This is a genomic window from Stenotrophomonas sp. As-7, assembly GCF_030291015.1.
Lineage (GTDB): Bacteria > Pseudomonadota > Gammaproteobacteria > Xanthomonadales > Xanthomonadaceae > Stenotrophomonas > Stenotrophomonas lactitubi.
Genome location: NZ_CP127405.1, coordinates 3,817,164 through 3,842,653 on the forward strand (window position 1 = coordinate 3,817,164; position 25,490 = coordinate 3,842,653).

The following is a 25,490-nucleotide window of genomic DNA, read 5'->3' on the forward strand; positions in this document are numbered from 1 at the left end:
TCAGGGTGCCGGTACCCGGGCCAGCAGCTCCTGCACCAGGCGCTCACCATCCCACCCTTCGGCGACGGCTTCATAGCTGGGCAGGACCCGGTGGCGCAACACATCGGCGGCCACGGCACGCACGTCGTCGGGGGTGACGAAATCACGCCCAGACAACCACGCCCGCGCCCGTGCGCACCGTTCCAGTGCGATGGAGCCACGGGGGCTGGCGCCCCAGGCAATACGGCGCGCCAGCGAGGCGTCGTAGCGCGAAGGGTCACGCGAGGCCAGCACCAGTTCGATCAGATAGCGCTCCAGCGCGGGGGCCATGTGCAGCTCCAGCACCTCACGGCGCGCGTCGAAGACATCCTGCATCGGCAGTTTCTCCGGCGTCGCTGCGGCCTCACCAAGCGCACCCCTGGCACGCTCGCGGGCAAGCCGCAGGATCTCCGACTCGGCCGTCTGGTCTGGATAACCAATGCGCACGTGCATCAGGAATCGATCCAGCTGCGCTTCCGGCAGCGGGAACGTGCCTTCCTGCTCGATCGGGTTCTGCGTGGCCATCACCAGGAACAGCGACGGCAGCGCGTAGGTGTGGCGGCCAACGGTGACCTGGCGTTCACCCATCGCTTCCAGCAGCGCGGACTGCACTTTGGCCGGCGCGCGGTTGATTTCATCGGCCAGCAGGATCGGATGGAAGATCGGCCCCGGCACGAACTCGAAACGCCCTTCCTGCGGGCGCCAGATCTCGGTGCCGGTCAGGTCGGAAGGCAACAGGTCCGGGGTGAACTGCACACGTGCGAAGTCTGCTTCCAGCCGTGCCGCCAAGGCCCGGATGGCCGTGGTCTTGGCCAGGCCCGGTGCACCTTCCACCAGCAGGTGGCCATCGGCCAGCAAGGCGATCAGAAGACGTTCGACCAGCGCCGCCTGACCGACGATCTCGGCCGACAGTGCATCGCGCAGGTCGCTGAAAGCGGCATGCAGGCGCGAGGTGACGGGGGCAGGCGGCGGAGAAATGGATTCGGGCATCGGCGGAGGCAGGTTCATGGGGGCCTTTGACCGGCGCAGGATGGCTCGGGTTCCCCACATCATCGCAGGCCGTCCGGCTGCTGGCATCAAGAACGGCTGAACAGCCTCCACGCATGGCGTGGATCTACTGGAGGGACATGGCGTGGATCTACTCACCCATCCACGCATGGCGTGGATCTACTGGCGCAAACGACGCGGGGCCGCACGTGGCGGCCCCGGTCGGATGCAACAGGTGCAACGTCTCAGTTCTGGCGCGCCACGCGCAGGACCTTCGGGGTCACGAACACCAGCAGTTCGGCCTTGTCCTTGTTGCGACCGCGCTTCTTGAACAGGTTGCCGAGGAAGGGCACGTCGCCCAGGAACGGCACCTTGCTGACACTGTTGCGATCGGTGAACTCATACACGCCACCGATCACCACGGTCTGCCCATCTTCCACCAGCACGGCGGTATTGACCTCGCGGCGGTTGATGTTGGGCACCTGGCCGTAGCCCTCCAGCACGATGTAGCTTTCGACCTCATCCTTCTTCACCGCCATGTTGAGGAACACGCGGTTGTCGTTGGTGATCGTCGGGGTGACCTTCAGTTCCAGCACCACTTCCTTGAACTGCACGTTCGGGGTAGCTGCACCGCCGGCACCGCCACCACTGATGGTGACATAGCCGATTTCCTTGCCCTGCTTGATCAACGCTTCACGCTGATTGGTGGTGACCACGCGCGGGTTGGAGATCACTTCGCCGCGCGACTCTTCCTGCATGGCCGACAGTTCGACGTCCAACAGGTAGCCCGCGTTGAGGATCGACAATGCCAGCGAGCCCGGATTGCTGGCCGCTGCCACTGGCAGGTTCCAGTTCAGCCCGCGGGTGATGGCCGAACCGACCGAAACCGGCGGCGGACCCACGCGGCCACCGGCGATCCAGTCGCGCTCAGCCTTCGCATTGGCGTTGTTGGCGTCCACCTGCGACTGACGGGTCTTGGCGTTGGCTTCCAGGTTGCCGCTGAAGTACACGTTGTCGCGACTGCCGCTGATGCCGAACTTGGCACCCAGTTCGCGGGCGAACGTATCGGTGGCGATGACGATGCGGCTCTCGATCAGCACCTGGTCGACCGGGCGGTCGATCACGTTGATCAGTTCGCGCATCCGCGCGATCTTCTTCGGGATGTCGCTGATCATCAGCGTGTTGGTGCGTTCGTCTGCGACGATGCGGCCACGCGCGGACAGGAAACCACTGTCTTCCTGCGACGCCGACCCGCTGCCACCCTGACCACCGCCGCCACCACCACCGGAGCCGCCGATGCCCTTGGCCTCGGTCAGCGCTTTGAAGATCTGCGTGGCGCTGTGGTAGTTGATCTGGACGTAGTCGGTCATCAGATCTTCGCGGTTCTCGATCGCGATGCGCGCGTCTTCCTTCTCCTGCTCGAACTTGGCCAGCTCGGACTGCGGCGCAACCCATACCACGCTGCCGTCACGACGCTTGTCCAGGCCCTTGGCACGCAGCACGATATCCAGCGCCTGGTCCCACGGCACGTTGACCAGGCGCAGGGTCACATTGCCCTGCACCGAGTCGGAGGCCACCACGTTCAGATTCGACTCTTCGGCAATCAGCTGCAAGACAGTGCGCACGGGCACGTCCTGGAAGTTGAAGGTCACCGGCTTGCCGGCGTAGCCGCGCTGCGGCACGCCCTTGGCGGCCTGGGTCACGCTGCCGGCAGTGACGGCGCCAACGGCGGCCTGGGCCTGCCGCGGGCTGATCTCCACCACATACTCGTTGCCACTCTGGTAGGCCAGTGACTCGACCGGACCGCCGGTGCTCAGCACCAGCTGGGTGCCGGCGCCGGACGGCTTGGCGTCAATGCGCTGCACCGGGGTGGCGAAGTCGGTGACGTTCATCGGCTTCTGCAGATTGGCCGGCAGGCGTGCGTTGCCGACATCGACAACCACGCTGTTGCCCTGGCTGCGCAGGTCGGGCATGGCGCCCTGGCCGTCGAACTGCAGGATCAGGCGGCCCGCGCCGTCATCGCCACGCTTGAAGTCGATGCGTGCGACCGAAAGGCCTGCCGGCGCAGCGGCCGGCGTCGCCGCCAGCGCGGTGCCGGTCGGCTTTTCCGACGGTGCGGCGGCCAGCGCCGGAGCGCAGGCCAGCATCAACGCGACTCCCAGCGCGCTGATGCGGTTCAAGGTAGAGCGCCGGATGGGACGCAGCCCCTTGGCTTGGTGAAAGGTCATCGTGCTATCCCCAGTAAACGATCATTGATCTTCCAGCGCGAGTGTTGCTGGACGTTCCAGCCAGCCACCCGCGCCATCCGGCACCAGTTCGATCAGCTCCACGCGGTCTTCGAAGACCGCGGTGACCCGCCCGTCGCTCTGCCCCAGGTAACCGCCGGGACGCACCCGGTAGGTCACCTTGTCCGGCCCCATCACCAGCGCCACGGTGCCGGCGCCTGTTCCGATGGTGCCGACCATGTCCAGCGCGTCAAGCGGGAAGCCTTCCATCGGCTCCTTGCGTCGGTTCGGATCTGGCCGCAGTCCCCCATTCCCCTGCTGCGGGTTGGTCCAGGCATCGGTGAACGGATCGCGCATGCCCTGCGCGGAATACTCGAAGGTCTCGAACTGCTGCATCACCGGCAGCGGCTCCAGCGGCTGCGCCGGTCGCGCACGCTCGCTTTCGACCCACTTTTCCAGGTTGGGCGCATCACCCGGCGTGCTGGTCACGCCGCGGCCGCAGGCGGCCAGCAGCAGCACCGTCAACGCCATCCCACCACGTGCAATGAAGGAACGGATCACTTCTTCGCCTCCTTGCCCGCTTCAGCCTTCTGCTGTTCCTCGACCTCGGCCTCATCCAGGTAACGGTAGGTCTTGACCGTACCGGACAGTTCAAGCGCACCGGCACGGATGTTGCCGCCGGTCTTGTCCTTCGGCTTGAGGTTGATGTCGTGCATGGTCAGGATCACCACCCGCGGCAGCGAGGCCACGCCGCTGACGAAGGCACCGAACTGATGGTAACTACCCACCATCCGCAGCTTGATCGGCTTCTCGGCGTAGAACTCCTTGATCTGCTCCTGCTCGGGTTCAAACAGCTCGTTGGCCAGGCCGCTGGACAGTGCGGTCTGCGAGATGTCGATGATCAGGTCAGGCATCTCGGTCTTGCTCGGCAGCTGCCGCAGCATCTGCTGCAGGACCTGCTCCATCTGTGCCAGCTGCTGCTTCAACGGTTCCAGGTTGACCGCGCGTTCCTGTTCCTTGGTGAACTCGGCACGCAGCTCGGTTTCCCGCGACTCCAGACCGGCCAGTTCCTCGCGCTTGCCGCTGACCAGCAGCATCCAAAGCACGAACATGATGACCAGGGCGATCAGCGAGCAGAACACGATCTTCGCGTTCCTCGGCCAGTTGCCGATGTCGTTGAAGTCCAGGTTCTTGATGTCGACTTTCTTGCTCATGCGCGATCCCCCTGCAGCGGGGCGTGGAAGGCCTGCGGCGGCTGCGCCAGGCGGCTGCCCTCAGGCTTGGGTGCGGGTGCGGCCTGCGCTGGCTTGGCCGGCGCAGGTGCTGCCGGCGGTGCCGGGGCCTGTGCCGGAGCAGTTGCAGGCGTGGCTGCCGGTGCCGGCGTAGATCCCGGCGCTGGTGCGGCAGCAGCCGGCGCTGCCGCGTCGGGCCCTGCGCTGAGCGGTGCGACGGTCGGTGCCACCGGCGCGGTGCCGGCCACGCTGCCATCAGGGTTCAGGCCTGGAGTGGTCGCTGCTTCCTCGCTCTGCGCGGGCAGCTTGACCTTGACCTTGAACACGTACGGCAACGCCTTGATGTCAGCCACCGGGCCGGTCGCGCGCCCTTCCTTGTCCTTGTCCGGTTCACGCGCCTCGATGATCGCCAGCTCCGGATTGGTCATCCAGCCAGAGACTTCCAGGTTGCGCATGTAGGCCGAGACACGGGCGTTGGACTGGGTGCGGCCTTCCAGCGTCAGCACGTCGCCTTCCTGCTGCAGGGCGGTGAGCACCACGCCATCGGGGATGGTGCGGACCAGCGCATCGAACAGGTGGACCATCTGCGAGCGCTTGGCCTGCAGCTGCTCGATCACGGCCTTGCGGGCCAGCAATCGATTCTTCTGCTCGTCAAGGCGGTCGATTTCCTTGTTCTGCTCCTTGACCTTGTCGATCTCGGTCTGCAGGTAGGCGTTGCGATCGCTCTGCCCGCTGACCTGCATGTCGTAGTAGAACCAGATCAACAGCGACAGCAGCAGGCCACCAAGGGCGGCCATGCCCAGCATGATGCCGAACTCGCGCTGGCGTTGCTTGCGCCGTTCGGCGCGCCAGGGCAATAGATTGATGCGTGCCATCAGTCAAAGCTCCTCAGCGCCAGACCGGTCGCGATCATCAGCGCGGGGGCGTCCTGGGCCAGCGCGTGCGCCTGCACCTTCGGCCCCAGGGTCATCTGTGCCAGCGGGTTGGCGACCACGGTCGGCACACCCAGCTGTTCCTCGACCATCTCCGGCAGGCCTGCAAGGGCAGCACAGCCGCCGGCCAGCACGATGTGATCGACCCGGTTGAATTCGCTGCCGGCATAGAAGAATTGCAGCAGACGGCTGATCTGCTGCACCGTGGCTTCCTTGAACGGCTCCAGCACTTCCATCTCGTAGCTTTCCGGCAGCCCGCCCTGGCGCTTGGCCAGACCGGCTTCCTCGTAGCTCAGGCCATAGCGGCGCATGATCTCGTCGGTCAGCTGCTTGCCACCGAACACCTGTTCGCGGCTGTACAGGCTGCGGCCACCGCGCAGTACGTTGAGGGTGGTCATGGTGGCGCCGATATCGACCAGCGCAACTACGCCCTCGGCCGAAACCGGCAGCTCGCTGGCCACCAGGGCGAAGGCGTTCTCGACCGCGAAGGCCTCCACGTCCATCACCTTGGCCTGCAGGCCACCCAGTTCCAGTGCCGACTGGCGCAGTTCAACGTTTTCCGAACGCGAGGCAGCCAGCAGCACCTGGACCATTTCCGGGTTGTTCGGGATCGCCCCGATCACCTCGAAGTCCAGGTTCACTTCCTCGATCGGATACGGAATGTAGTTGACCGCTTCCAGCTCGATCTGGGCTTCCATGTCGTTCTCGTCCAGGTCGGCCGGCATCGGGATCACCTTGGTGATCACCGCCGAACCGGCCACGGCCGCAGCGGCCAGCTTGGCCTTGCTGCCGGAACGGTTCATCGCCCGGCGGATGGCCTCTCCCACGGCCTCCACTTCGACGATGTTCTTCTCCACCACCGCGTTCGGCGGCAGCGGTTCCACGGCGTAATGTTCCACACGGAAACGGTTGCCGCTGCGGGAAAGCTGCAACAGCTTTACCGCAGTCGAACTGATGTCGACGCCAATGAGCGGCGACTGACTTTTTGGGATGAGCCCCACGGTTTCTCCCCTGCCGACGGGCACTTGGACGCAAGAGCTGCGTCCGCGCATTAATAACGTATTCTTAGCAAATGGCAACCGCCCTGCTGTGACATCCCTCACAGGATGAACACGCAGCCCCTGGCGTCCCCTTGCACTCCCCAGTGCCGGCCCCAGCCGCCACCTTGCGTAATCTATACTCTGCGACCACGAAATTCGCAATCGGAATCTGACACCGATGACCCGTCTCCGCCGCTGGCTGCGCTGGATCTTTCTTGTTGTCCTGGTCCTGGCGCTGGTCGGAGCGGCCGCCGTTGGCGGCCTGTACTACGCCGTTTCTTCCAAGCTTCCCGACGTGCAGACCCTGCGCGACGTGGAAATGCAGGAGCCGATGTACGTCTACGCTGCCGACGGCAAGCTGATGGCGGTGTTCGGTGAGACCCGGCGTACCCCCATCACCATGAAGGACGTGCCGGAGAAGCTGAAGCAGGCGTTCCTGGCGACCGAGGATGCCCGCTTCTACGAGCACGGCGGCGTGGACTACAAGGGCATCGGCCGCGCGGTGTGGCTGCTGGCCACCACCAACGACAAGCGCGTGCCCGGTGGCTCCACCATCACCCAGCAGGTGGCCCGCCAGTTCTTCCTCAGCTCCGAGTACAGCTATACCCGCAAGCTGGCCGAGATCCTGCTGGCGCGCAAGATCGAGTCCGAGCTGAGCAAGGACGAGATCTTCGAGCTGTACCTGAACAAGAGTTTCTTCGGCAACCGCGCCTACGGCGTGGCCGCCGCCGCCGAGTTCTACTACGGCAAGAAGCTGGGCGAACTGGACCTGGACGAGATGGCCTCGCTGGCCGGCATCCCCAAGTTCCCGTCCTCGGGCAACCCGATCTCCAACCCGGAGCGCGCCCGCCAGCGCCGTGACAACTATGTCCTGCAGCGCATGGCCGACCTGAAGTTCGTCAGCCAGGCCGAGGCCGACGCGGCCAAGGCCGTGCCGATGCACGCCACCGCGCATGAGCCGCCGGTGCAGGTCGATGCGCCCTACGTGGCCGAACTGGTGCGCCAGGAAATGATCGCCCGCTTCGGCGGCGACGTGGTCAACAAGGGCTACCACGTCACCACCACGATCGATTCGACCCTGCAGACCGCTGCCAATCTGTCGGTGCGCGACGGCCTGCTGCTGTACGACCACCGCCACGGCTGGCACGGCGTGGAGAAGCAGGTACAGCTGGGTGCCGGCGATGATGCCGCTGCACTGGCCGAGCACCTGCGCGGCATGTTCGGCCAGGCCGGCCTGCTGCCGGCGATCGTCGCCAGCACCGGTGCCGACGGTAGTGCCACCGTGGTGCTGGCCAACCGCAGCGAGATCGTGCTGCCGGCCGGTGCCGCCAAGTGGGCCAACAAGAGCCCGGCCAAGCTGGTGCAGCGTGGCGACATCGTGCGCGTGCGCGCCGGTGCCAAGGAGGGCGAGTGGCTGCTCGACCAGCTGCCGCGCGGCCAGTCCGCGCTGGTCTCGCTGGACGCCCACAGCGGCGCACTGAAGGCCCTGGTCGGTGGCTTCAGCTTCTCCGGCAACAAGTTCAACCGTGCCACCCAGGCCCGTCGCCAGCCGGGTTCGAGCTTCAAGCCGTTCGTCTATGCGGCCGCCTTCGACAAGGGTTACAACCCGGCCTCGATCGTGCTCGACGCCCCGGTCGTGTTCCGCGACCGCCGCGGCAAGACCTGGGCGCCGCAGAACGACGGAGGTGGCTTCCGTGGCCCGATGCGCCTGCGTGAGGCGCTGGTGCAGTCGCGCAACCTGGTCTCGGTGCGCCTGCTTGATGGCATGGGCGTGGACTACGCGCGCAAGTACATCAGCCAGTTCGGCTTTGCCGAATCCGAATTGCCGCCGAACCTGTCGATGTCGCTGGGTACCGCCTCGCTGACCCCGCTGTCGGTGGCCCGCGGCTATGCCGTGTTCGCCAACGGCGGCTCGCGCGTGGACACCTGGCTGATCGACCAGGTCAACGACCGCGATGGCAACCTGGTGTTCAAGGAAAACCCGGCGATGGCCTGCCGCGACTGCGCGGGCAGCAGCGACCAGCCGGTGAACCAGGTGGTGGACGGCTTCAACTTCGGCGCCCCGGCCCCCAAGGTTGACGCCACCGCCGCCGCCAAGCCGGAAGCCAAGTCCGAAACGCCGGCCGCACCGGTCAACCCGGACGCGCGTACCGCACCGCGTGCGATCGACGCCCGTACTGCCTACCAGCTGGTGTCGATGATGCGCGACGTGGTCCAGCGCGGTACCGGCGCGCAGGCCAAGGTGCTCGGCCGCGAGGACGTGGGCGGTAAGACCGGCTCGACCAACGACCACCGTGACGCCTGGTTCTCCGGCTTCGGCGGCCCGTACGTGACCACCGTGTGGGTGGGCCGCGACGACTTCCGCTCGCTGGGCTACCGCGAATACGGTGGCAAGGCGGCCCTGCCGATCTGGATCGACTACATGCGCACCGCGCTGAAGGACACCCCGATCGCGCAGAACGAACCGCCGAGCGGCATGGTCCAGGCCACCCTCAACGGCGCGGTGGAGTGGGTGAAGGTGGAAGACATGGACCGCCTGACCGACTACGACCTCAACCTGCAGAGCACCCCGCAGGCGGACGCGGCCGCGTTCGATATCTTCTAAAGGTGCAGGTGCGGTGGGTGCCAACCGTTGGTTGGCACGATGGCCCGGCGTTGCCCTGGTAGTCGCCAACCTTGGTTGGCGCCCCGTGCCGACCAAGGTCGGCATCTACCGAAGCGATTGCATCCGGCAGCCGAAGGGCTCTACGGGCACGGCCCGGCCCTGGTAGTCGCCAACCTTGGTTGGCGCCCCGTGCCGACCAAGGTCGGCATCTACCAAAGCGATTGCATCCGGCAGCCGAAGGGCTCTACGGGCACGGCCCGGCCCTGGTAGTCGCCAACCTTGGTTGGCGCCCCGTGCCGACCAAGGTCGGCATCTACCAAAGCGATTGCATCCGGCAGCCGAAGGGCTCTGCGGGCACGGCCCGGCCCTGCCCTGGTAGTCGCCAACCTTGGTTGGCGCCCCGTGCCGACCAAGGTCGGCATCTACCGAAGCGATTGCATCCGGCAGCCGAAGGGCTCTGCGGGCACGGCCCGGCGTTGCCCTGGTAGTCGCCAACCTTGGTTGGCGCCCCGTGCCGACCAAGGTCGGCATCTACCAAAGCGATTGCATCCGGCAGCCGAAGGACTCTGCGGGCATGGCCTGGCCCGGCCCGGCCCTGGTAGTCGCCAACCTTGGTTGGCGCCCCGTGCCGACCAAGGTCGGCATCTACCAGATGCGGTTCAAATACCCACGCAGATGTCACATGCCTGCGCTAGTCTGTAGCCAGGTCGCAACAGGGAGTCATCGCATGCACCGCGCTCACCAGCATGCTGCCAGCCAGACCCGCGAACGGCGTCATCGCCTCGCCCACGAAGCCGCCCGGCTGATGGCCGAAGGCGGAATCCGCGACTTCCACCAGGCCAAACTCAAGGCCGCCAGCCGTCTTGGCATCCACGACGATGCCTCGCTGCCCCGCAACGTCGAGATCGAACAGGCCCTGCGCGAGTACCAGCGGCTGTTTTCCGGCCCACAACACGGCAATGAGCTGCAGCGGCGGCGTGAGTCCGCGTTGCGCGCGCTGGAGTTCCTGCACGGCTTCTCGCCGCGCCTGGCCGGACCCGTTCTTGACGGCACTGCCGATGCCAACAGCCCCGTGCAGCTGCACCTGCACAGCGACGACCCGGAGGCCGTGCATCGCTTCCTGGACGAACATCGCATCCCCGCCGAATCGCGTACGCGGCGCCTGCGGCTGGACCGCGAGCGCAACCTGGACGTACCGGTGTGGGTGTTCAGTGCCGAAGAACTGACCTTCGACCTGGCCGTGCTGCCCTACGACGCCCTGCGCCAGGCACCGCTGTCGCCGGTGGATGAGAAACCCATGCGCCGGGCATCGGCCACGCAGTTGCGGCAATTGCTGGCCGAGACGGAGATCACCGCCTACATCGGCGGGTGACTGGCGTAGAGCCGAGCCCATGCTCGGCTCGAGGCTGCCTCGATCTGCGCGGAGAGCAGCCGTGCATGGCTCGGCTCTACGGGAAGATCAGCTTTTCTTCGGTCGGGGTTGCCAATCGTGCCAGCCACGGCACCGCAGCACGGTACGGGTACTCGGCCATCATGCGCGCATGCATCTTCTGCAGGTCATGCAGGTTCCAGGCGTGCGAGTACACGTCCTGGAAATCATCCGCCCAACCGCTGCGCACCCGCATGCGTTCGCCATCAAGATTCGGCACCAGGTACCACGGCACCTGCAGGATCTCGGCCAGGGCCTTGTTGCGTACGGCGCTCTCGCGCCCCGACCGCTGCAGCTGTTCGATGCGGAAACTCACGCGGCGGCAGGGAAAAGGCATGCAGGCACCGGTAGCGTTGATGTAGTCCGCGATGTCCGCGTACATGTCCGCCTGCAGCTTCATCGGTACCGGGTCCTGCAGCGTCTGCCGCACCCGCAGCGTACGCTGGGTGCTGCCGCGGATCTCCGCGGCGCTGTAGAAGGGATGACCCGGCGTCGTGCCGCCGTGGCGCACCAGCACGATGCGATGGATCGCTTCGTCGGTCAGCACTTCCACCCGCACGGCAGCGGCCTCCGGATGGATGCGCGGCGGCGGCACGTTCACCACGCGCCAGAACCCCCACACCATCAACCCCATGCAGATCATCAGCACCAGGCACGCCAGCGTCCACGTATCCATGTCGTGGGTGACGTAGCGGATGCGGGCGCGCCAGACGTAGTAGCGCCGGTAGGTCATGAAGCGGCTCATGAAGTTGTACATCGCAATTTCCTCTGCAATGGCCCCGGCGCGGCGGGGCTCGTTACGCGCACCACACCGGGGCGCCATGGCTTACCAGCCGATGCCCACACCCACGCCCATGCTGCGTTCACCGCTGTTGGTGAACGCGCCATTGAGGCTGAAGGTGGCTGAGCCCTTGTCGTTGAGTACGCGCTGGTAACCCACCGCCATGGCCGACTCGCCCTCGGCGTAGCCCACGCCCGCACCGAGGCGGTTGTAGGTGGCCAGGCCGGCGGTGTTCATGGCCATGGCCGTCTGCGCACTGCTCATCGCCGCCATGCGGTTGAAGCGCTTGTCCATCTTGTCCAGGCGACGCTCGAAGTTGCTGATGGCACCATCGGTGTACTCGTTGGCGCGGGCCAGCATCTTCTCCAGTTCAGCGGTATCGACCTGCGGCGTGGGCGACGGCGTGTCGTCCTGCTTCGACTTCGGCTGCGGCGTAGTCGAAGTGCCCTCGCCTGCCGAGGCCACCTGCGGCGAATCGCTGGCTTCCGGCGTCGGCGTGACCTGTCCGGTCGGCGCAGCGGAAGAGGTAGCCACCGCACGCGACTGCGGCTGGCCATCGACGCGCTGCTCCAGCCCGTCCATGCGGCCATTGAGTTGCTGCTGCACGGCGTGCAGCTGGCCACCGTTGACCGCCTCGCGGCTGCCGGCAGCGATCAGGCCGTTGGCCACGTTGGAGATGACCATGCCGTTGGCGCCGGCCAGGGTGAGCTGGGCGGTGCCGTCGCTACGGGTAGAGGGGGTTTCCTGGAAGACCGAGCGGAGCTGGGTTTCGACGCGGTCCATGCGGGAGCCGGTGGTGACTACGGCGGAGTCCAGCGTGGTGAGAGCGTCGTTGACGGTGCTCTGGTGCTGGCCCTGGACGTTGAAGCCGGGGGTGGTGACGTTGCCGTTGGCGTCGATGTTGCCGCCGAGGGTGGACAGGGCGCCGCGGAGCTGGCCGATGGTGGCTGCGTTGTGGTTGGCGGTGCCGTTGGCAATATTGGTGAGGCGTCGCTTCAACGACATGTTACCGAATGAAGCCTCCATCTCGGATTCAGCGATCGACTGCGCACCCACAGCAACGGCAAACCTTGCCCCCACCTTTACCCTACTGTAACTCCCCAGAGCAACACCCCAATCTGCGAACACGCCTGCGGCTTGGCCAAGCGAAACCCCGGTAAGTGCATCGGCAGCTATGTGCGCACCGTATCCAATTGCGGTGGATTGCTTACCACGTGAAGATGCATAGCTACCAACTGAAGTCGATCCTTCCCCCAAAGCCCGAGTGTCTCCACCAACGGCCACGGATAGGAACGCTGCCTCAGCCGGAGTACTTAGGTCATCGTGATCCACGATCACGTTGTTGAAACGATCAGCCAAACTAGCTACCACCTCATTGGTCCGGAATAGCTGACTACCGCGCACAACGTCCGCGCTGTCAGCCGACAGCTTCGCCTCAGCCACACCAGTCAAGCGCGCGCCACCATAGTCGATGACGCTCGCATCCCGTCCACGCATCGCCGCCTCAGCCATCTCCCGCTCCCTGCGCATGGCCTCCAGATCATTCCGATTCTGCGAGATCTTCTGCTCTGCGGCGTACAACTGATTGCCGGTTACGGCATCACGGCTCCCTGCGGCAATACGACCATCAGCAAGGTTCGACAGAACCATGCCCTGCGCACCTGCCAGATTCAGCTGGCCAGTTCCATCCACTCTAGTTGAGGGTGACTGCTGGAACGTCGCACGCAAATGATTTTCGATGTTCTCTACGCGACTATCAGCTCTGACCACTGCGCCATCCAGGACGGCCAAAGCGTCTCCGACGTTATTCTGCGTTCCACCCTGCATTCCATAGACAGGAGCAACAACGCTGCCGTTTGGATCGACGCTGGCACCTCCACCGAGGGCAGAGACAGACTCGCTCAACTGCGCGATGGTTGCGGCGTTGTCACCGGAGGTACCCCGCGCAACATTCGTAAGCCTGCGCTTCAGGGTTGAGCTCCCTATGGATACCACTCGCTCCTCCTCGGCGATCGAATTTGCACCAAGTGCAACCGAGTTAAAGGCACCAGCCCTTATCTCTGAGTATGACCCCAAGGCGACGCCATGATCCTGAGAAACTGAAGCGCCAGCACCAAGCGCGAAACCCGCTTCAGCAATTTCCTCGACTAGCGAGCCACGCCCCAATGCGACCGAATTTTTGCCCAATGCAGTGGAGTAACTGCCAACTGCAGTCCCCCCCTCTGTGCGGAGCGACGCCTGCGCACCATTTCCAATGGCGACGCCAAACAGACCGGATTCTGCATCCATAGCTCCAAACTCCTTTCCGAAGTCAACCAAGCGATCCTTCAACTCAAGTGCTTCTATGCGAGAGTTGGTCGCAAACAGCTGCCCGCCATTCACCGCATCCGTGCTGGTCGCAGAACTGATATCCCCCGCCGCCACACCCGATACGCGGGCGCCCGCCATGTCCACCAACCGGCGGTCAGCACTGAACTTCACCACACCATCCAGATCCGGATCGAAGTTGTCGAAGTCCGTACGCAGCGCATCCAACTTGACCCGGTTGTCCGTGATACGCGCGTCCTGATCCGTCAGCTGCTGCGCATGCCCAGCCAGAGCCTGTCGCTGCGTCTCCACCAAGGCGTTGGTTGCAAACAGCTGCTGCCCGGTCACCGCATCCGTGCTACCCGCGCCAAGCGTTCCGTTGGCGATGTTGTAGATACGTCGCTTGGCTCCGGCCTTGTTTGCGACATCCACAATGGTGCCGGTGTTCTCTGCACCGAGGCGGACGTTGCCGCTGGCAGATACCTGACCCACCAGTCCGCCCAGGGCATCAGCCTTCAGCACAGCGCCATCGGCTACGCCACGAGCGGCGTCGGCCGCAGTTTTCGCCGCGGTCGCCGCCGTGCGCACACTGGTCACTTCGCTATTAGTGGCATTGAGCTGCTGCCCAGTTACCGCATCGGCGCTGGACGCGCTGAGCACGCCGTTGGCCAGATTCTGCAGCCTGCGCTTGGCGCCGGTCTTGTTGGCAACGTCGACGACGGTGCCGGTGTTGTCTGCACCCAAGCGCACGTTTCCGCTTGCCGAGACCTGCCCCACCAGGCCATCCAGCACCGCCACCCGCGCCTGCGCACCGTCCGCAGTCGCCTTCACAGCAGCCACGCTGATGTTGGTGGCATGCAGCTGCTTGCCAGTCACCGCTTCACTGCTGGACGTACTCAAGGCGCCATCGGCCACGTTGACCACTTTGCGCTTCAACGAGCCGTTGCCCACCGAGACCTGATTGGTTGCAGTCGTGGCTGAGCCATTGCCGAGCGCAACCGCGCCCGCATGTGCCGCACTGGCGCGATCACCGAGGGCCAACGCGCTCTGCGCCGTGGCACTCGCCTGATTGCCCACGGCCGAGGCATACAGGCTGCTGGCAACGGCCCCGCGCCCAACGGCCGTGGCCTGGTTGGCCGACGCGTTGCTCTGGAATCCCAGCGCAGTGGCGTGCGTGCCCTTGCCGGACGCCTCATGACCGACGGCAATACCACGATCACCCGTTGCCACAGCGTCCAGTCCAAGTGCCACCGCACCGTTGCCACTGCGGGTGCCAGCACCGATGGACACACCTCCGTTGCCGCTGATCTTGTTACCCGCGTCATCCACCGTCGCGCGAGCGTCTGCGCCCATGGCGACGCTCTTGCCGTTGTAGGCTTTGGCGTTGTTGCCCAGCGCAGTACTGATGCCGTAGCTGGCCTGCTCCGCGACAGCTCCCGCGCCCAGTGCCACGGCACTAGCATTCAGCCGTGCGGCCGTTGCGTCGGCTGCTGCCTGCGCCTTGCTGACATTCGCATTAGTGGCGTTGAGCTGCTTACCCGTAACCGCCTCGGTGCTGGTCGTGCTCAGCGCTCCATCCTTCAGACCGGTGATGGCGCGAACAGCATTGGACTTGTTGCGGGCATCCAGCACCGTGCCGGTGTTCTCGCCGCCCAAACGTACGTTGCCACTGGCCGATACCTGGCTGACCAGGCCACTGACCGTATTGGCCTTGGCCAATGCAGTGTTGGCATTGGTATTGGCCGTAGTGGCCGTGGACTGCGCGGCCGTGGCCGTCGTCTTCGCGGCATCGGCTGCAGTTCTGGCACTGGTCACATTGGTGTTGGTTGCATTGAGCTGCTTGCCCGTCACGGCTTCAGTGCTGGATGCAGAAAGCGCCCCATCCTTCAAGCCGGTGATGCTGCGAACTGCGTTGGACTTGTTGCGCACATCCAGCACGGCGCCGGTGTTCTCGCCGCCAAGGCGCACGTTGCCACTAGCCGAGACTTGGCTGACCAGGCCGCTGACCGCATTGGCCTTCGCCAGCGCTGTGCTGGCATTGGTGTTGGCCGTGTTGGCGGTGGATTGTGCTGCAGTGGCTGTCGTCCTCGCCCCATCGGCTGCTGCCTGGGCCCTTGCTACGTTGGAATTGGTGGTATTAAGCTGCCTTCCATTCACCGCGTCAGTACTGGCACTGCTCACAACGCCATCTGCGAGATTCACGATGCGACGCTTGGTCGAACTGTTGCCAACAGAGACCGTGTTGGCCTGGTCTGCAACGGAATGCGACCCCAGAGCAAGGCTCCCAGACTTGGTGGCTTTGGCGCCATAGCCCAGCGCGATGCCGTCGTACTCAGCACGGGAAGCACCACCGACGGCCACTGCACCGGTGTAGCCGTTGGTACCTGCATACGCGTCGCCACCAATGGCAATCTTCGAGACACCCGCTCCTTCTGCTGTCCGCGAGCCACTGCCGACGGCAATCGAGTTCTCGGTATATGCCTTGGCATTGTGACCAAAGGCGGTAGCCCCAATGCCATCACCACTGGCATAGGCACCAAACACCGACACGTACCCCTGCGAGCCCTTCGCCCAATAGCCGAAGACAGCATTCCTGTCGCCCACCGAGGACGTTCGATGACCGTAGCTGGTGGAGTAGCTACCATCTGTCCACGCAGATGCACCGAATGCCAGGAAAGACGAACTTCCACTGGCGTAGCCTGGAAAGGCGCTGTTGTCTTCGTGACCAATCACCGGCAGGCAGTATGTCCCCGAAGTTCTGCAGCCGATGAAGACATCGTCGAGAAATCCGGCATGGGCACTGGCCATACCCATGGAAGCGGATGCTGCAGATATCGCAATGGCCAGCGCACGCTTACGCGAATGAGCGACGGTTCCAGACGTACTGGATGCGCCACATTGGTTGCTGGCGATCTCACTGGCTACCACCCAGCACTGCTTGGCGCGGCTCCACAGACGACGATAGATACGATTCATTGGATCTCCTTAACACGGATGTCAGAAAGAGCCCCACCAGCGCCGCCGGTGGGGCTGGGGAATCAACCGGCGCTAGGCGCCAGGGTCTGTACATGCTCGCGATAGCCATCGCGGGTCAGTCGGTAGCGCAGCTGCAGCGTGTGTCCGGGCTGCACGGGGAAAGGCAGCTCCAACGCACTGCCTGGATACAGGCTTCGCGACACGTCGTGCGCGATGCAGCGCGCACCATCGCAGTCGGCGATGCTGGTGATGCCCACGCGCACCGTGCCGGTGTTGCGCAGGCGATTGCCTTCCACCTGCACCGCCATGGCCGGCTGCGCGGGCAGCACATTGACCAGCGCGCCCCATATCAAGCTGACACCGACATTGGCCTGAGCGCGCTCGGCCTCGCCTGCGCGCTCAATGCCGTCTGGGCCACGCACACCTTCGAAGTACACGCGGTAGGCGGTTTCCTTCTCGACCGGCTGCAGCGGAATCACCCGGATCAGGCGATTGCCCCCCCCGGCCAGCGCGAACTTGCCGGGGGTGATGGCGATGGCCGCTTCGCCGGGCTCGACCTCAACCTCCTGCTCGTCTGCGCCAGCGGGATTGACGATGCGCTTGATCGAGGCTTGCACGTACTGTGGCTGGGTGGACTGCGAATAGATACGGATCTGCGCGCCCTTCTTCACGTCCACCGACGTGCGCATGGGGTGCACGGTGAGGTTGGCGTGGGCAGGCATCGCCATCAGCAGCGACAAGGGAAGCAGGCAGCGAATAAGAGGCTTCATCGGGGCTCCATGGGAATCAGGGCGTGACAGTGGGAACGCGCAGTTCCACCTTGAGATCGCCGTCGTAGTAGCCGGGGCGTTTGCTGCTGACCGGCACGCGTGGGGTGTCCAGCGTCAAAGGCGTGGGTACGCAGAACACGGGTTGCGTCATCCCGGGCAGCAGCACCAGGCGCAGCTTTGCGGTATCGATGCCGTGCAGCAGCTGCTCCACGCCGTTGCGCAGTGGCAAGGCGCTGCCGTTGTGATCGAGGGTGACGGTGTAGTCCACGCGTTGCGTGGCGTCGCTGCCGCCGTCTGTGTGCCAGACCGAGTAGCCGGAAGGCCCAGGGGGGCGTGGCCCACTGTCGCGCACGGTGACGCCCAGGTACTGGCTCTGCGAGCCCAGCCCGTCATACAGGCACATGTCGAGTTGGGTTCGGCCCCCGATGGTCTGTGCGAGCGGGTCGTACTGCAGGTTCAAGCCGACATGCGGGGTGACCTGGTCGAACAGCGGGAAGTAGATGGAGACCGCGTTGTGGTCGGTGATGGAGAACTCGAATGCAAAGGTATATTCGGCCAGCAACGCACCCGCGATTTCGCTGTACATGCCAAGCACCAGCTGTGCACGCCATTTTCCTGCTACGAGCCGATTCAACTCAGAGACAGGGACTCGGAGGCTCGCTCCAATGCCGGCCGACTGGTCTCTCCCGCAAACATCGATGTCCGCAGCCCAAAGAGGCCTGATTACAGGTGCCCAGTAGTCCGACGAGCAGGCCTGCCCGGTCATGGGGCGGCGTCGGCTACCGACTGCTCGGATTTCCTCTCGCAGGCCAGATCTGGTTTCGATTGCCTGAATCCATATTTCTCCGGCTCCATGCAAGCTCGCCTCTGAGCCGAGCACAGGGCACTTGCCGTTGGATGATTCGCTAGCCGACGAGCAGACAAGATGGGATTTTGCGTAGGGGAGTCCGCCTATGGATTGGTAGGCGAGCAATGTATCTGCCGCCCACAACTCAATATCCCCAGGCATCGCAGAGCGATCCCAGCTCATCACGATGTCGCGGTGCTCACTCGTCGGATGCGTCTCCGGCGGCCGCTGCGCCATCGCTCGCGGCATCAGCACCACCAGTGCGCACAGCACCGCCATCACCCACCACACCCGCCGGCTCACTGCGCACCTCCTGCTGCTGCGGTCTGCGGCGTGGCAGCAATCAACGCCTGCTCCTGCAGCAGTCGCGTCACCCGTGCCTGATGGCGGATATCGGCGGGCAGCTGGGCCACGGCCAGCGGTTCGCACTGCACGGTGCCCACCAGCATCACCACACTGCGGCGCTCGCGCACCTGCAGCGGGCAGTGCAGCAGCCGGTCGTCCTGCAGCAGGTACAGGGTCGTTTCGCGTCGTGGGAAGTCGGCCACGAAGCCTCCATTACTACCGGTGCCGGGCACCGGCGCGTTGAGAATGCGAGCGCCGCGCAGCGGTGCACCGGCGATGTCGTGGGCGTTGCCGATGAAGGTGTAGGTCACTTCAATCGGCACCGGCATGCGCACCAGCCGCCCGGGCGACAGGAACAGCGGGCGCGCGCCACCCACGCCGCTCACACGCACCGCCGCGATGCTGTCCAGTGCGCTGGCGTCCTGCACTTCAGCGCGGTGCGATTGGTACGCGGAAATCGGCAGCAGGCGGCGTTCGCCCAGCTTCAGCCGCTGCCGGCGCAGTCCGCCTACCTGCAGTTCGGCGGCCACGCCGGTCAGGTCCAGATCGTCGGTGCCATCCACCTGCACCGCCAGCCCGGCATCGGCGCCCACGCCTGCGCCCCAGTACAGGCCACGCGTGCCGATGGCCAGACCAGAACTGTGCGTGGCGCTGTACGCCACCTCGTTGCCACCTTGGTGCTGGTAGCGCGATACGGTGGCGCCGGTCTGGCCGATGCGGTTCTGCAGCTGCCCGCTGAGCGTGGCGCTGTAGCGTTCGTTGTTGTTGCCGCGCAGTTCGCCGGACACTTCGCGGTACTGGTCTTCGTATTCCTGGCGCAGGGTCTGGCCGGCGCTGTAGTTGACGTCGGGCCGCGTGTGCTGAGGCTGGCGCACATCCAGGCCGTAGCGGCGCTGTGAGCTACCGCGATCACCGCGCTGCAGGCGGTTGAGGCTGAAGTTGAAATAGATGCCGCGGTCACGCCCGTCGCGCAGGCCGCCGCCGCTGGTCTGCTGCCATACGCCGATGCGGCTGGAGACACTGAACTCGCCCCAGCGCTGGCTGCGGCTGTAGCTGGCCTGCCAGGTGCGGCTGAGCTGCGGCACGCGCGTGGGCTGCGGAATCCACGGCGGCAACAGCGTGTCGAGCCCGGCCAGTGGGTCATCCCCCAGCCCCGGCTGCACGGTGCCTGCGCGCCAGGTCTGGCGGCGGGTATAGGCCAGATAGGCATTGCCGCCAGCCACCGGCAGCGCCATCGAGGCGCTGAGCGAATCAGCACAACCGAGCCGGTCGCGCGCATCGTCCTCGAACTGGCAGGCGCGGCCACGCATGCGCTGGTGGTACACATTCCACGAAGCACGGCGGCGGTAGGACAGCTGATGCTGCTGGCCACGGCTGCCATCGCTGCCGTGCATGCCACTGAAGGTGGCGCGGATCTCCTGGGTGGCGAAGACATGGCGCAGGTCCAGCCGCAGTTCGCCATAACTGAAGCCACCCAGGTCTGCGAGGCCGGCCGTCATCGCCACGTTGCGCGACACCGGCACGCGCACGCCGCCCATCGCCGCCAGCTCATCATCGAAGCGGTCACTGCGGCGCTCGTTGCGGCGGCCGCCCTGCAGGAACCACTGCACGCTGCTGTCGGTCCAGTCGCCGCCCTTGTCGAACGGCGCGTCCTCGCTGCGCACCAGTACGCCGTCTTCGTAGATGCGCAGGGTGATGGTGTAGTTCCCCAGCGGGAACCGGCGCGTATCGAGCTGGTTGATGCCGGCCTGCAGGTAGAAGGTCTGCAGCAGGCGCTCGCCGTCGAAGGCATCCACCCGTGCATCGCGCGCCAGCAGCACGGTGAGCGGCGTGGCCTGCACGGCAGCGGCGGCATCCACGTAGGCCTGCGTGGTACCCAGCCGCAGGCCCTGGAAGCGATCCATCGGCAGCATGCTGAAGCTGAAGGTGCCGCCCTGCGGACTGCTCAGGTTGCGGCGGTCCATGCGCCCGGCCTGCAGGTAGTGCTGCTGCCCCAGGTCATGGCGGTAGTAGGCGTTGTCCAGCTGGAAATCACGGTTGGCACGGCCACCGCGGTAGTGCTGCTGGCTGAAGGTCCAGTCGGCGGACAGGTGCCCGCGCTGGAACACGCCCAGCGCACCCATGCCCTGCGCGGCCAGCGACTGGTAGCCGCGGCCGCCACTGACATTGAGCGTGTGCTGGTGCAGGAAGGCGTTTTCGGCATTGGCGCTGACCTGGTGGTAGCGCTCGGCGGCCGGTTCGCCGGGAATCCATTGGCGGGCGACGAACAGGCGCACGGCGCCCTCGCCTTCGTCATACAGCGCGCGCACGGCGGTGGGCTCCTCGGGGGGATCGATGTAACCGCAACCGGCGCTGGCGCCGCCATAACGGCAGGCCAGATGGCTGTTGCGCGGCAGCGGCTGCGACAGCGCCGGCAACAACGCGACCTGTGCCTCGGCCGGCAGCTGCAATGCCTGCAGCGCCTCCGCCGGGGCCTCCAGCTGCACGTGTTCCAGGGTCACGCGCACCGGCACCAGCCCGGTCGAACGGCCGAACAGGCGTACCTCGAGTTGTTCGGTCTGGCCTTCGACCAGATCCTCGAAACCGGCGGGTACGCCGCGCGCCGCGACCAGGGGCATGGCCAACGACAGGGCGAGCGCGACCGCCAGCCGGGTGACGGCGGGTGCGGGAGATTTCATGGGGGTATTACCGGAAGCGGCCGGCCCGGGGAGCGGGCCGGCGCGGGCGCCTTACGGGCTGGTGGTCTTCTGCTGCATGGCGATGGTGACGATGCCCTCGTAGGTGCCGCCCTTGGCGATCGGCGCCTGGTTGGTCTGCGCGATACGCAGCGGCATCGGGATCGATGCGCCCGGCAGCGCGCCGTCGAACAGGTCGGAGGCGGCGAAGTCCTGCGCGGCTACGGTCAGCGCCTTGCCGTTGAGGCTGACGGTCAGCGGCACCGGGGCGCCACTGCCATCGGTGTTGAGCAGCTGCGGCGTGCTGCCGACGCGCACTTCGATGTCCTTGTCTTCATCGTTGGAGTAGACGCGCACCTGCTGCGACCACGGCACCAGACCAGTGACCGGGTTGTGGACCATGTTGACGACCGAATCCAGTGCGGTGCCATCGGCCTTGAGCAGGGCCAGGGTCGGGTCGACGTTGGCCCAGACCTTGATGTCGGCGTCGAAAGCATTGGCGGACAGCGAAACGGTGGCCAGCGCTGCAGCGAGCGTGGCCTTCTTCAGAATGGCGTGCATGGTTGTCTCTCTCGGACAGGGGGATATGAAAGCTCCCCTCCCCAAGGAGAAAGGGAGGGAAGCGCCGTCCGCAGAGGTGGGTGCGGCCGACGAGAGAATGGTAGGTATGCCTACCCCGCGCCGGCCATTCAAGCTTTCCTAAATAACTGAACGTTAAGGAGATTCCTTGAAGGCGTTCAATGTTTGAGGGTTATGCAAACTTCCTCATCCGATCTTTGCAACAACCCTCATTGCGCGGCATGCACTTTGCAGAGTCGAGCCATGCTCGACGCACGGGTGCACCACCGCCGCCTCAACGCGTGCTGACGATCCGCACATGATCCACGTCGATGTCGGTGGGCTTGAAGCGGTGCGTATCCACTTCACCGTGCAGCTCCACCACGGTGGTCGCGCTGACGGCCTGGTGGCTGGGCAGATCCTTGTCGTCGATTTCCACATCGATCTCGCCGGTGGCGTCCTTGAACCGGTAGCGCTCGTGGCCGATCTTGGCCACCAGCGTGCCCTGCAGCACCACCGGCTGGTCGTCACGCTGGTCGCGCGCCTCGGCAACCGTGGTGACGGCACTGGTGGCGCCCGGGCCGGTGTACTGGGCAAAGGCGCCAGCGCTGAGCAGGCTCAAGGAGGTGGCGAGGAGCGCAAGGGTGAGTCGTCGGTTCATGGTGTTCTCCATGCAGGGATAAGTACCCTCAGGTTCTATCGCCTCGAATGTGATGCCCATGCAATAACTCCGAAAAGATGTGAAAACGACATCGAATGTCAGAAACCATTCATCCCGGACCCGACGCCTCTTTCAGGAACGATTCCATGGCCGCCACCAAGGCCAGCGGCGTCTCGTTCATCGGGTAATGCCCGGCATCCTGCAGGACCTCCATCGTGGCCTGCCGGTAGCGGCGCAGATACGTGCGCTCCATCAGTGCACGGTTGAAGGTGGGATCGTGCCCACCCACCAGCACCTTCAACCGGTGATTGCCGACGATCTCATTGCTGAAATCGGTATCCGCCCACGCTGGAAGATAGGCAGCAAATGCTGCAGGTGAAGCATGTGCCGCCGAATACGCGGCCTTCCAGTCGAGCCATTGCGCCGGCAGCCGTCCGCCGGTACTGCGATCGATGATGGTCCGGCGGATGCTTACGTCTCCGGCTGCGGCTTCAAGCAGGCCGCGCGTCGCGGCGTCGTAGGCAATGCCGCCGCAGGGCACCGGCGCAATGGCCACCATGCCGCGCACCCGTTCCGGCGCAAGCACCGCCATGCGTTCAATGGCCATGCCGCCCATCGAATGACCCGCCACGCTGAAGCGTTCGTGGCCCAGGGCAGTCATCAGATCCAATGCGTCGGATGCAATCTCGTCGATGGTGTAGGCCCCACGTGCATCACGCATGCCGCCGTAGCCCCGGCAGTCCATGAAGAGGTAGCTGAAGTCGTCGCGCGATAACCATGGCTCGATCGGCTCGAACGCGTGCGCGTCGCCGAACCAGCCGTGCAGGACCAGGACAGGGTGCGATCCGTGCCCCACGCGATGAAAGGTATTGGCCATGGGATTCCAGTGCAGTTGGGGGAATCCCCGATGCTAGGCATCGCACGTCAGTCGCACCGTCGATGACGGGTCAATCGCTATAGAATCCGGGCCATGCGCAACTCGCTGCTTGACCCCTACGAAGACCTGCCACGCGATGTCGTGGTCACCTCGAACGACTACGCAGCCGAGTCCACGTTTCCCCGTCATGCCCATCGGCGCGGACAGTTCGCGTTCGCTGCGCGCGGCACCATCAGTGTGGCCACGCCGCAGGGGCGCTGGCTGGTTCCGCCACGGCGCGCCTGCTGGGTGCCTGCAGGCCTGGCGCATGAGATGACCATGCGGGGGCCGGTAACGATGCTCAACGCCTTTCTCTCCGCCGAGGCGGCCGACGCAGTGGCGCTGCCGGAGCAGTGCCGGGTGTTCGCGGTCTCTGCGCTGTTGCAGCAGCTGCTGGAGGCGGCGGTGGATCTGCCCCCGCTGTACGACGAGGACGGGCGAGCAGGCAAACTGATGCAGTTGCTGGTGGCGGAAATCGCATCGATGCCGACACTTTCCCTGCATGCACCGCTGCCTGCCGATGCACGCCTTGCACGTGTCTGTCGTGCCCTGTTCGATACTCCCTCGCTGGCAACCCGCCTCGATGACGTTGCGGCCGAGGCAGGCATGAGCCGGCGCACGTTCACGCGCCTGTTCCGCGCCGATACCGGGATAGGATTTGCCGAGTGGCGGCAACAGGTGTGCCTGCTGGTGGCCATCGAGCGGCTGGGACAGGGCCAAGCGGTGACCCGTGTCGCGCTGGACCTTGGCTATGCAAGCCCCAGTGCGTTTTCTGCGGCCTTCCGGCGTGTGCTGGGATGTTCACCGAGCCGTTACGTGGAGGCGTAGTACCCGGCCTGCGCGTGGTTGTTGCTCGCGCTGCGTGCGTGCGTCGAGCGTGGCTCGACGCTACAGATGCTCATGCGCCACTGGATGGCATCAGGCCGCCTTGCGGCGGCCTGATGGGTCTCACTCAACGACACGATCTCAGAAGAAGATCGCGTACAGGATCAGCAGTGGAATCGGTACGCCCAGGAACCAGAGCAGAAGCGTCTTCATGGCAGGTCTCCTTTCATCAGATGCGGATTACAGGTCGCGGCGACGGCCGCCCCAGGTGGCGCTGAGGCTGGCGAAGAACGCGCCGATCAGCAGGGTGATGAACAGCCACAGCGCGGCATAGGCCGTTGCCTTGCGGGCATCGTCGGCAGCTTGCTTGGCGGTGGTCTTGGCCTTTTCCAGTGCAGCACGCATGCGGGTCTGCACATCGGTCACACGGGCCTGCGCTTCGGCCGGGCTCATGCCCGTCTCGCGCGCGATCAGCTGCGACAGGTACTGGGTATCGGCCGGGTCCAAGCCATCCCCCTGCAGACTGTTGACGATGATGCGGTTCACTTCGGCACGGACTTCGCGACGGTCACCCATCGGGCCATTGCCCGGCATCGGGCGCGGCGGCGGCGGGACCGTGCGAGCATCACGTGGGCCAACGCTGGCGGCAGGCGGCGGCGGTGCGGCAGGGTCCATCGGGCCGTTGCCCGGTGCTGCGCCCGCTGCCGGCGGAGCCGGAGGTGCACCGGCAGCGTCCGGGCCCGGCGTGGTGGCGTTGCGGAACAGCGAATCCACCCAGTAGTTGAGGTCGCCTTCCTGACCGCCGGCAGCCGCGGTGCCGACACCGGCAGCAGCAACGCCTGCGGTGGAGACCGCAGCACCTGCGGTGGCACCGGCCACCTTTGCGCCGGCGCCCAGCACGCCACCGATGGCCGAGGTCAGCAGACCGGCAGTGAGCAGCGTGGCCACGGCCCAGGACACAAAGCCGTGCGCGGTATCGCGGAAGTAGGTTTCATCGCCGTGGATCTGCGTCCACTTGGTGCGCAGGCGGCCAGCCAGATAGCCGCCCAGACCGGAAGCGGCCAGCGCGGTGAAGGTGAGCCACGCGACGCTGGTCCAGCCGAAGGTTTCCTTGGAAACGCCCTCGAACGACCACGGCGATACCGAGGACAGACCAAGGCCTACACCCAAGATGAGCAGGATGAGGGACAGTGCAGCGGCGGCAACGGCGCCGGCGAAAATGGCGCCCCAGGACACCGCGCTTTCGCTTGGCGTTGGCACAACGGGAGTGGCCACCACGGTGGCGATGTCAGGACCGAGTGGATCGCGCTCGGGCAGGTCGAAACGGGTACTCATGGGTTGGATGCTCCGTATCAGTGCTG

General features: G+C 65.4%; 18 protein-coding genes. 3 read left to right on the top strand and 15 right to left on the bottom strand.

The window, feature by feature from the left end; all coding sequences use genetic code 11:
* From QP457_RS17460 to QP457_RS17485, 6 genes are all read right to left on the bottom strand, one after another.
* Positions 1-1,026, bottom strand: coding sequence for a MoxR family ATPase (locus tag QP457_RS17460; RefSeq protein ID WP_205406302.1), 1,026 nt, complete (start codon positions 1,024-1,026; stop codon positions 1-3).
* Positions 1,027-1,250: 224 nt separating this feature from the next.
* On the bottom strand, positions 1,251-3,233 hold the full coding sequence (locus QP457_RS17465; protein ID WP_205406301.1) for a type IV pilus secretin PilQ family protein: 1,983 nt from the start codon (positions 3,231-3,233) through the stop codon (positions 1,251-1,253).
* Between the two features lie 21 nt (positions 3,234-3,254).
* Positions 3,255-3,791 carry a pilus assembly protein PilP gene (locus QP457_RS17470; protein WP_170919634.1) on the bottom strand — a complete coding sequence of 179 codons (537 nt, stop codon included), beginning with the start codon at positions 3,789-3,791 and terminating at the stop codon, positions 3,255-3,257.
* Positions 3,788-4,444, bottom strand: a complete 657-nt coding sequence (gene pilO / locus QP457_RS17475; RefSeq protein WP_100553441.1) for a type 4a pilus biogenesis protein PilO — start codon at positions 4,442-4,444, stop codon at positions 3,788-3,790. The genes QP457_RS17470 and pilO overlap by 4 nt, the downstream gene beginning before the upstream one ends.
* Positions 4,441-5,337, bottom strand: a complete 897-nt coding sequence (locus QP457_RS17480) for a PilN domain-containing protein (RefSeq protein WP_205406300.1) — start codon at positions 5,335-5,337, stop codon at positions 4,441-4,443. Before QP457_RS17480 ends, pilO begins: the two co-directional genes overlap by 4 nt.
* A complete protein-coding gene (locus QP457_RS17485) occupies positions 5,337-6,395 on the bottom strand; it encodes a pilus assembly protein PilM (protein WP_032951624.1) in 1,059 nt (352 codons plus the stop codon). Before QP457_RS17485 ends, QP457_RS17480 begins: the two co-directional genes overlap by 1 nt.
* A gap of 217 nt (positions 6,396-6,612) precedes the next feature.
* On the opposite strand from QP457_RS17485, the gene QP457_RS17490 reads away from it, so the two are divergent.
* Both QP457_RS17490 and QP457_RS17495 read left to right on the top strand, forming a co-directional pair.
* Positions 6,613-9,039: a penicillin-binding protein 1A gene (locus QP457_RS17490; protein WP_205406299.1), complete on the top strand. Its 2,427-nt coding sequence runs from the start codon at positions 6,613-6,615 to the stop codon at positions 9,037-9,039.
* A 727-nt stretch (positions 9,040-9,766) separates the two neighbouring features.
* Entirely contained in the window at positions 9,767-10,411 is a 645-nt protein-coding gene (locus tag QP457_RS17495; RefSeq protein ID WP_089236654.1) for a hypothetical protein, read from the top strand.
* Positions 10,412-10,487: 76 nt separating this feature from the next.
* On the opposite strand, the gene QP457_RS17500 is transcribed toward QP457_RS17495, so the two are convergent.
* The 8 genes from QP457_RS17500 to QP457_RS17535 all read right to left on the bottom strand — a co-directional run bounded on the left by QP457_RS17500 (position 10,488) and on the right by QP457_RS17535 (position 23,265).
* A complete protein-coding gene (locus tag QP457_RS17500) occupies positions 10,488-11,225 on the bottom strand; it encodes a hypothetical protein (RefSeq protein WP_205405164.1) in 738 nt (245 codons plus the stop codon).
* A gap of 69 nt (positions 11,226-11,294) precedes the next feature.
* On the bottom strand, positions 11,295-16,532 hold the full coding sequence (locus QP457_RS17505) for an ESPR-type extended signal peptide-containing protein (RefSeq protein WP_205405165.1): 5,238 nt from the start codon (positions 16,530-16,532) through the stop codon (positions 11,295-11,297).
* A gap of 62 nt (positions 16,533-16,594) precedes the next feature.
* Positions 16,595-17,302, bottom strand: a complete 708-nt coding sequence (locus QP457_RS17510; RefSeq protein WP_205405166.1) for a pilus assembly protein — start codon at positions 17,300-17,302, stop codon at positions 16,595-16,597.
* Between the two features lie 16 nt (positions 17,303-17,318).
* Positions 17,319-18,428: a CfaE/CblD family pilus tip adhesin gene (locus tag QP457_RS17515; RefSeq protein WP_205405200.1), complete on the bottom strand. Its 1,110-nt coding sequence runs from the start codon at positions 18,426-18,428 to the stop codon at positions 17,319-17,321.
* A 20-nt stretch (positions 18,429-18,448) separates the two neighbouring features.
* Positions 18,449-21,172 carry a TcfC E-set like domain-containing protein gene (locus QP457_RS17520; RefSeq protein ID WP_205405167.1) on the bottom strand — a complete coding sequence of 908 codons (2,724 nt, stop codon included), beginning with the start codon at positions 21,170-21,172 and terminating at the stop codon, positions 18,449-18,451.
* 51 nt (positions 21,173-21,223) lie between these two features.
* Entirely contained in the window at positions 21,224-21,730 is a 507-nt protein-coding gene (locus tag QP457_RS17525; protein ID WP_205405168.1) for a CS1 type fimbrial major subunit, read from the bottom strand.
* Positions 21,731-22,022: 292 nt separating this feature from the next.
* The gene (locus QP457_RS17530) at positions 22,023-22,388 is read right to left on the bottom strand and encodes a NirD/YgiW/YdeI family stress tolerance protein (protein ID WP_100553448.1); all 366 of its coding nucleotides are present in this window, start codon (positions 22,386-22,388) and stop codon (positions 22,023-22,025) included.
* A gap of 109 nt (positions 22,389-22,497) precedes the next feature.
* Positions 22,498-23,265, bottom strand: coding sequence for an alpha/beta hydrolase (locus QP457_RS17535; protein WP_205405169.1), 768 nt, complete (start codon positions 23,263-23,265; stop codon positions 22,498-22,500).
* Between the two features lie 93 nt (positions 23,266-23,358).
* Between QP457_RS17535 and QP457_RS17540 the strand changes: the two genes are divergently transcribed.
* Complete coding sequence (locus QP457_RS17540; protein WP_205405170.1) at positions 23,359-24,132, top strand: helix-turn-helix transcriptional regulator; 774 nt, start codon at positions 23,359-23,361, stop codon at positions 24,130-24,132.
* A gap of 237 nt (positions 24,133-24,369) precedes the next feature.
* Here the strand turns inward: QP457_RS17540 and QP457_RS17545 are convergent, their stop codons facing one another.
* A complete protein-coding gene (locus QP457_RS17545) occupies positions 24,370-25,464 on the bottom strand; it encodes a hypothetical protein (RefSeq protein WP_205405171.1) in 1,095 nt (364 codons plus the stop codon).
* Positions 25,465-25,490: the final 26 nt, after the last annotated feature.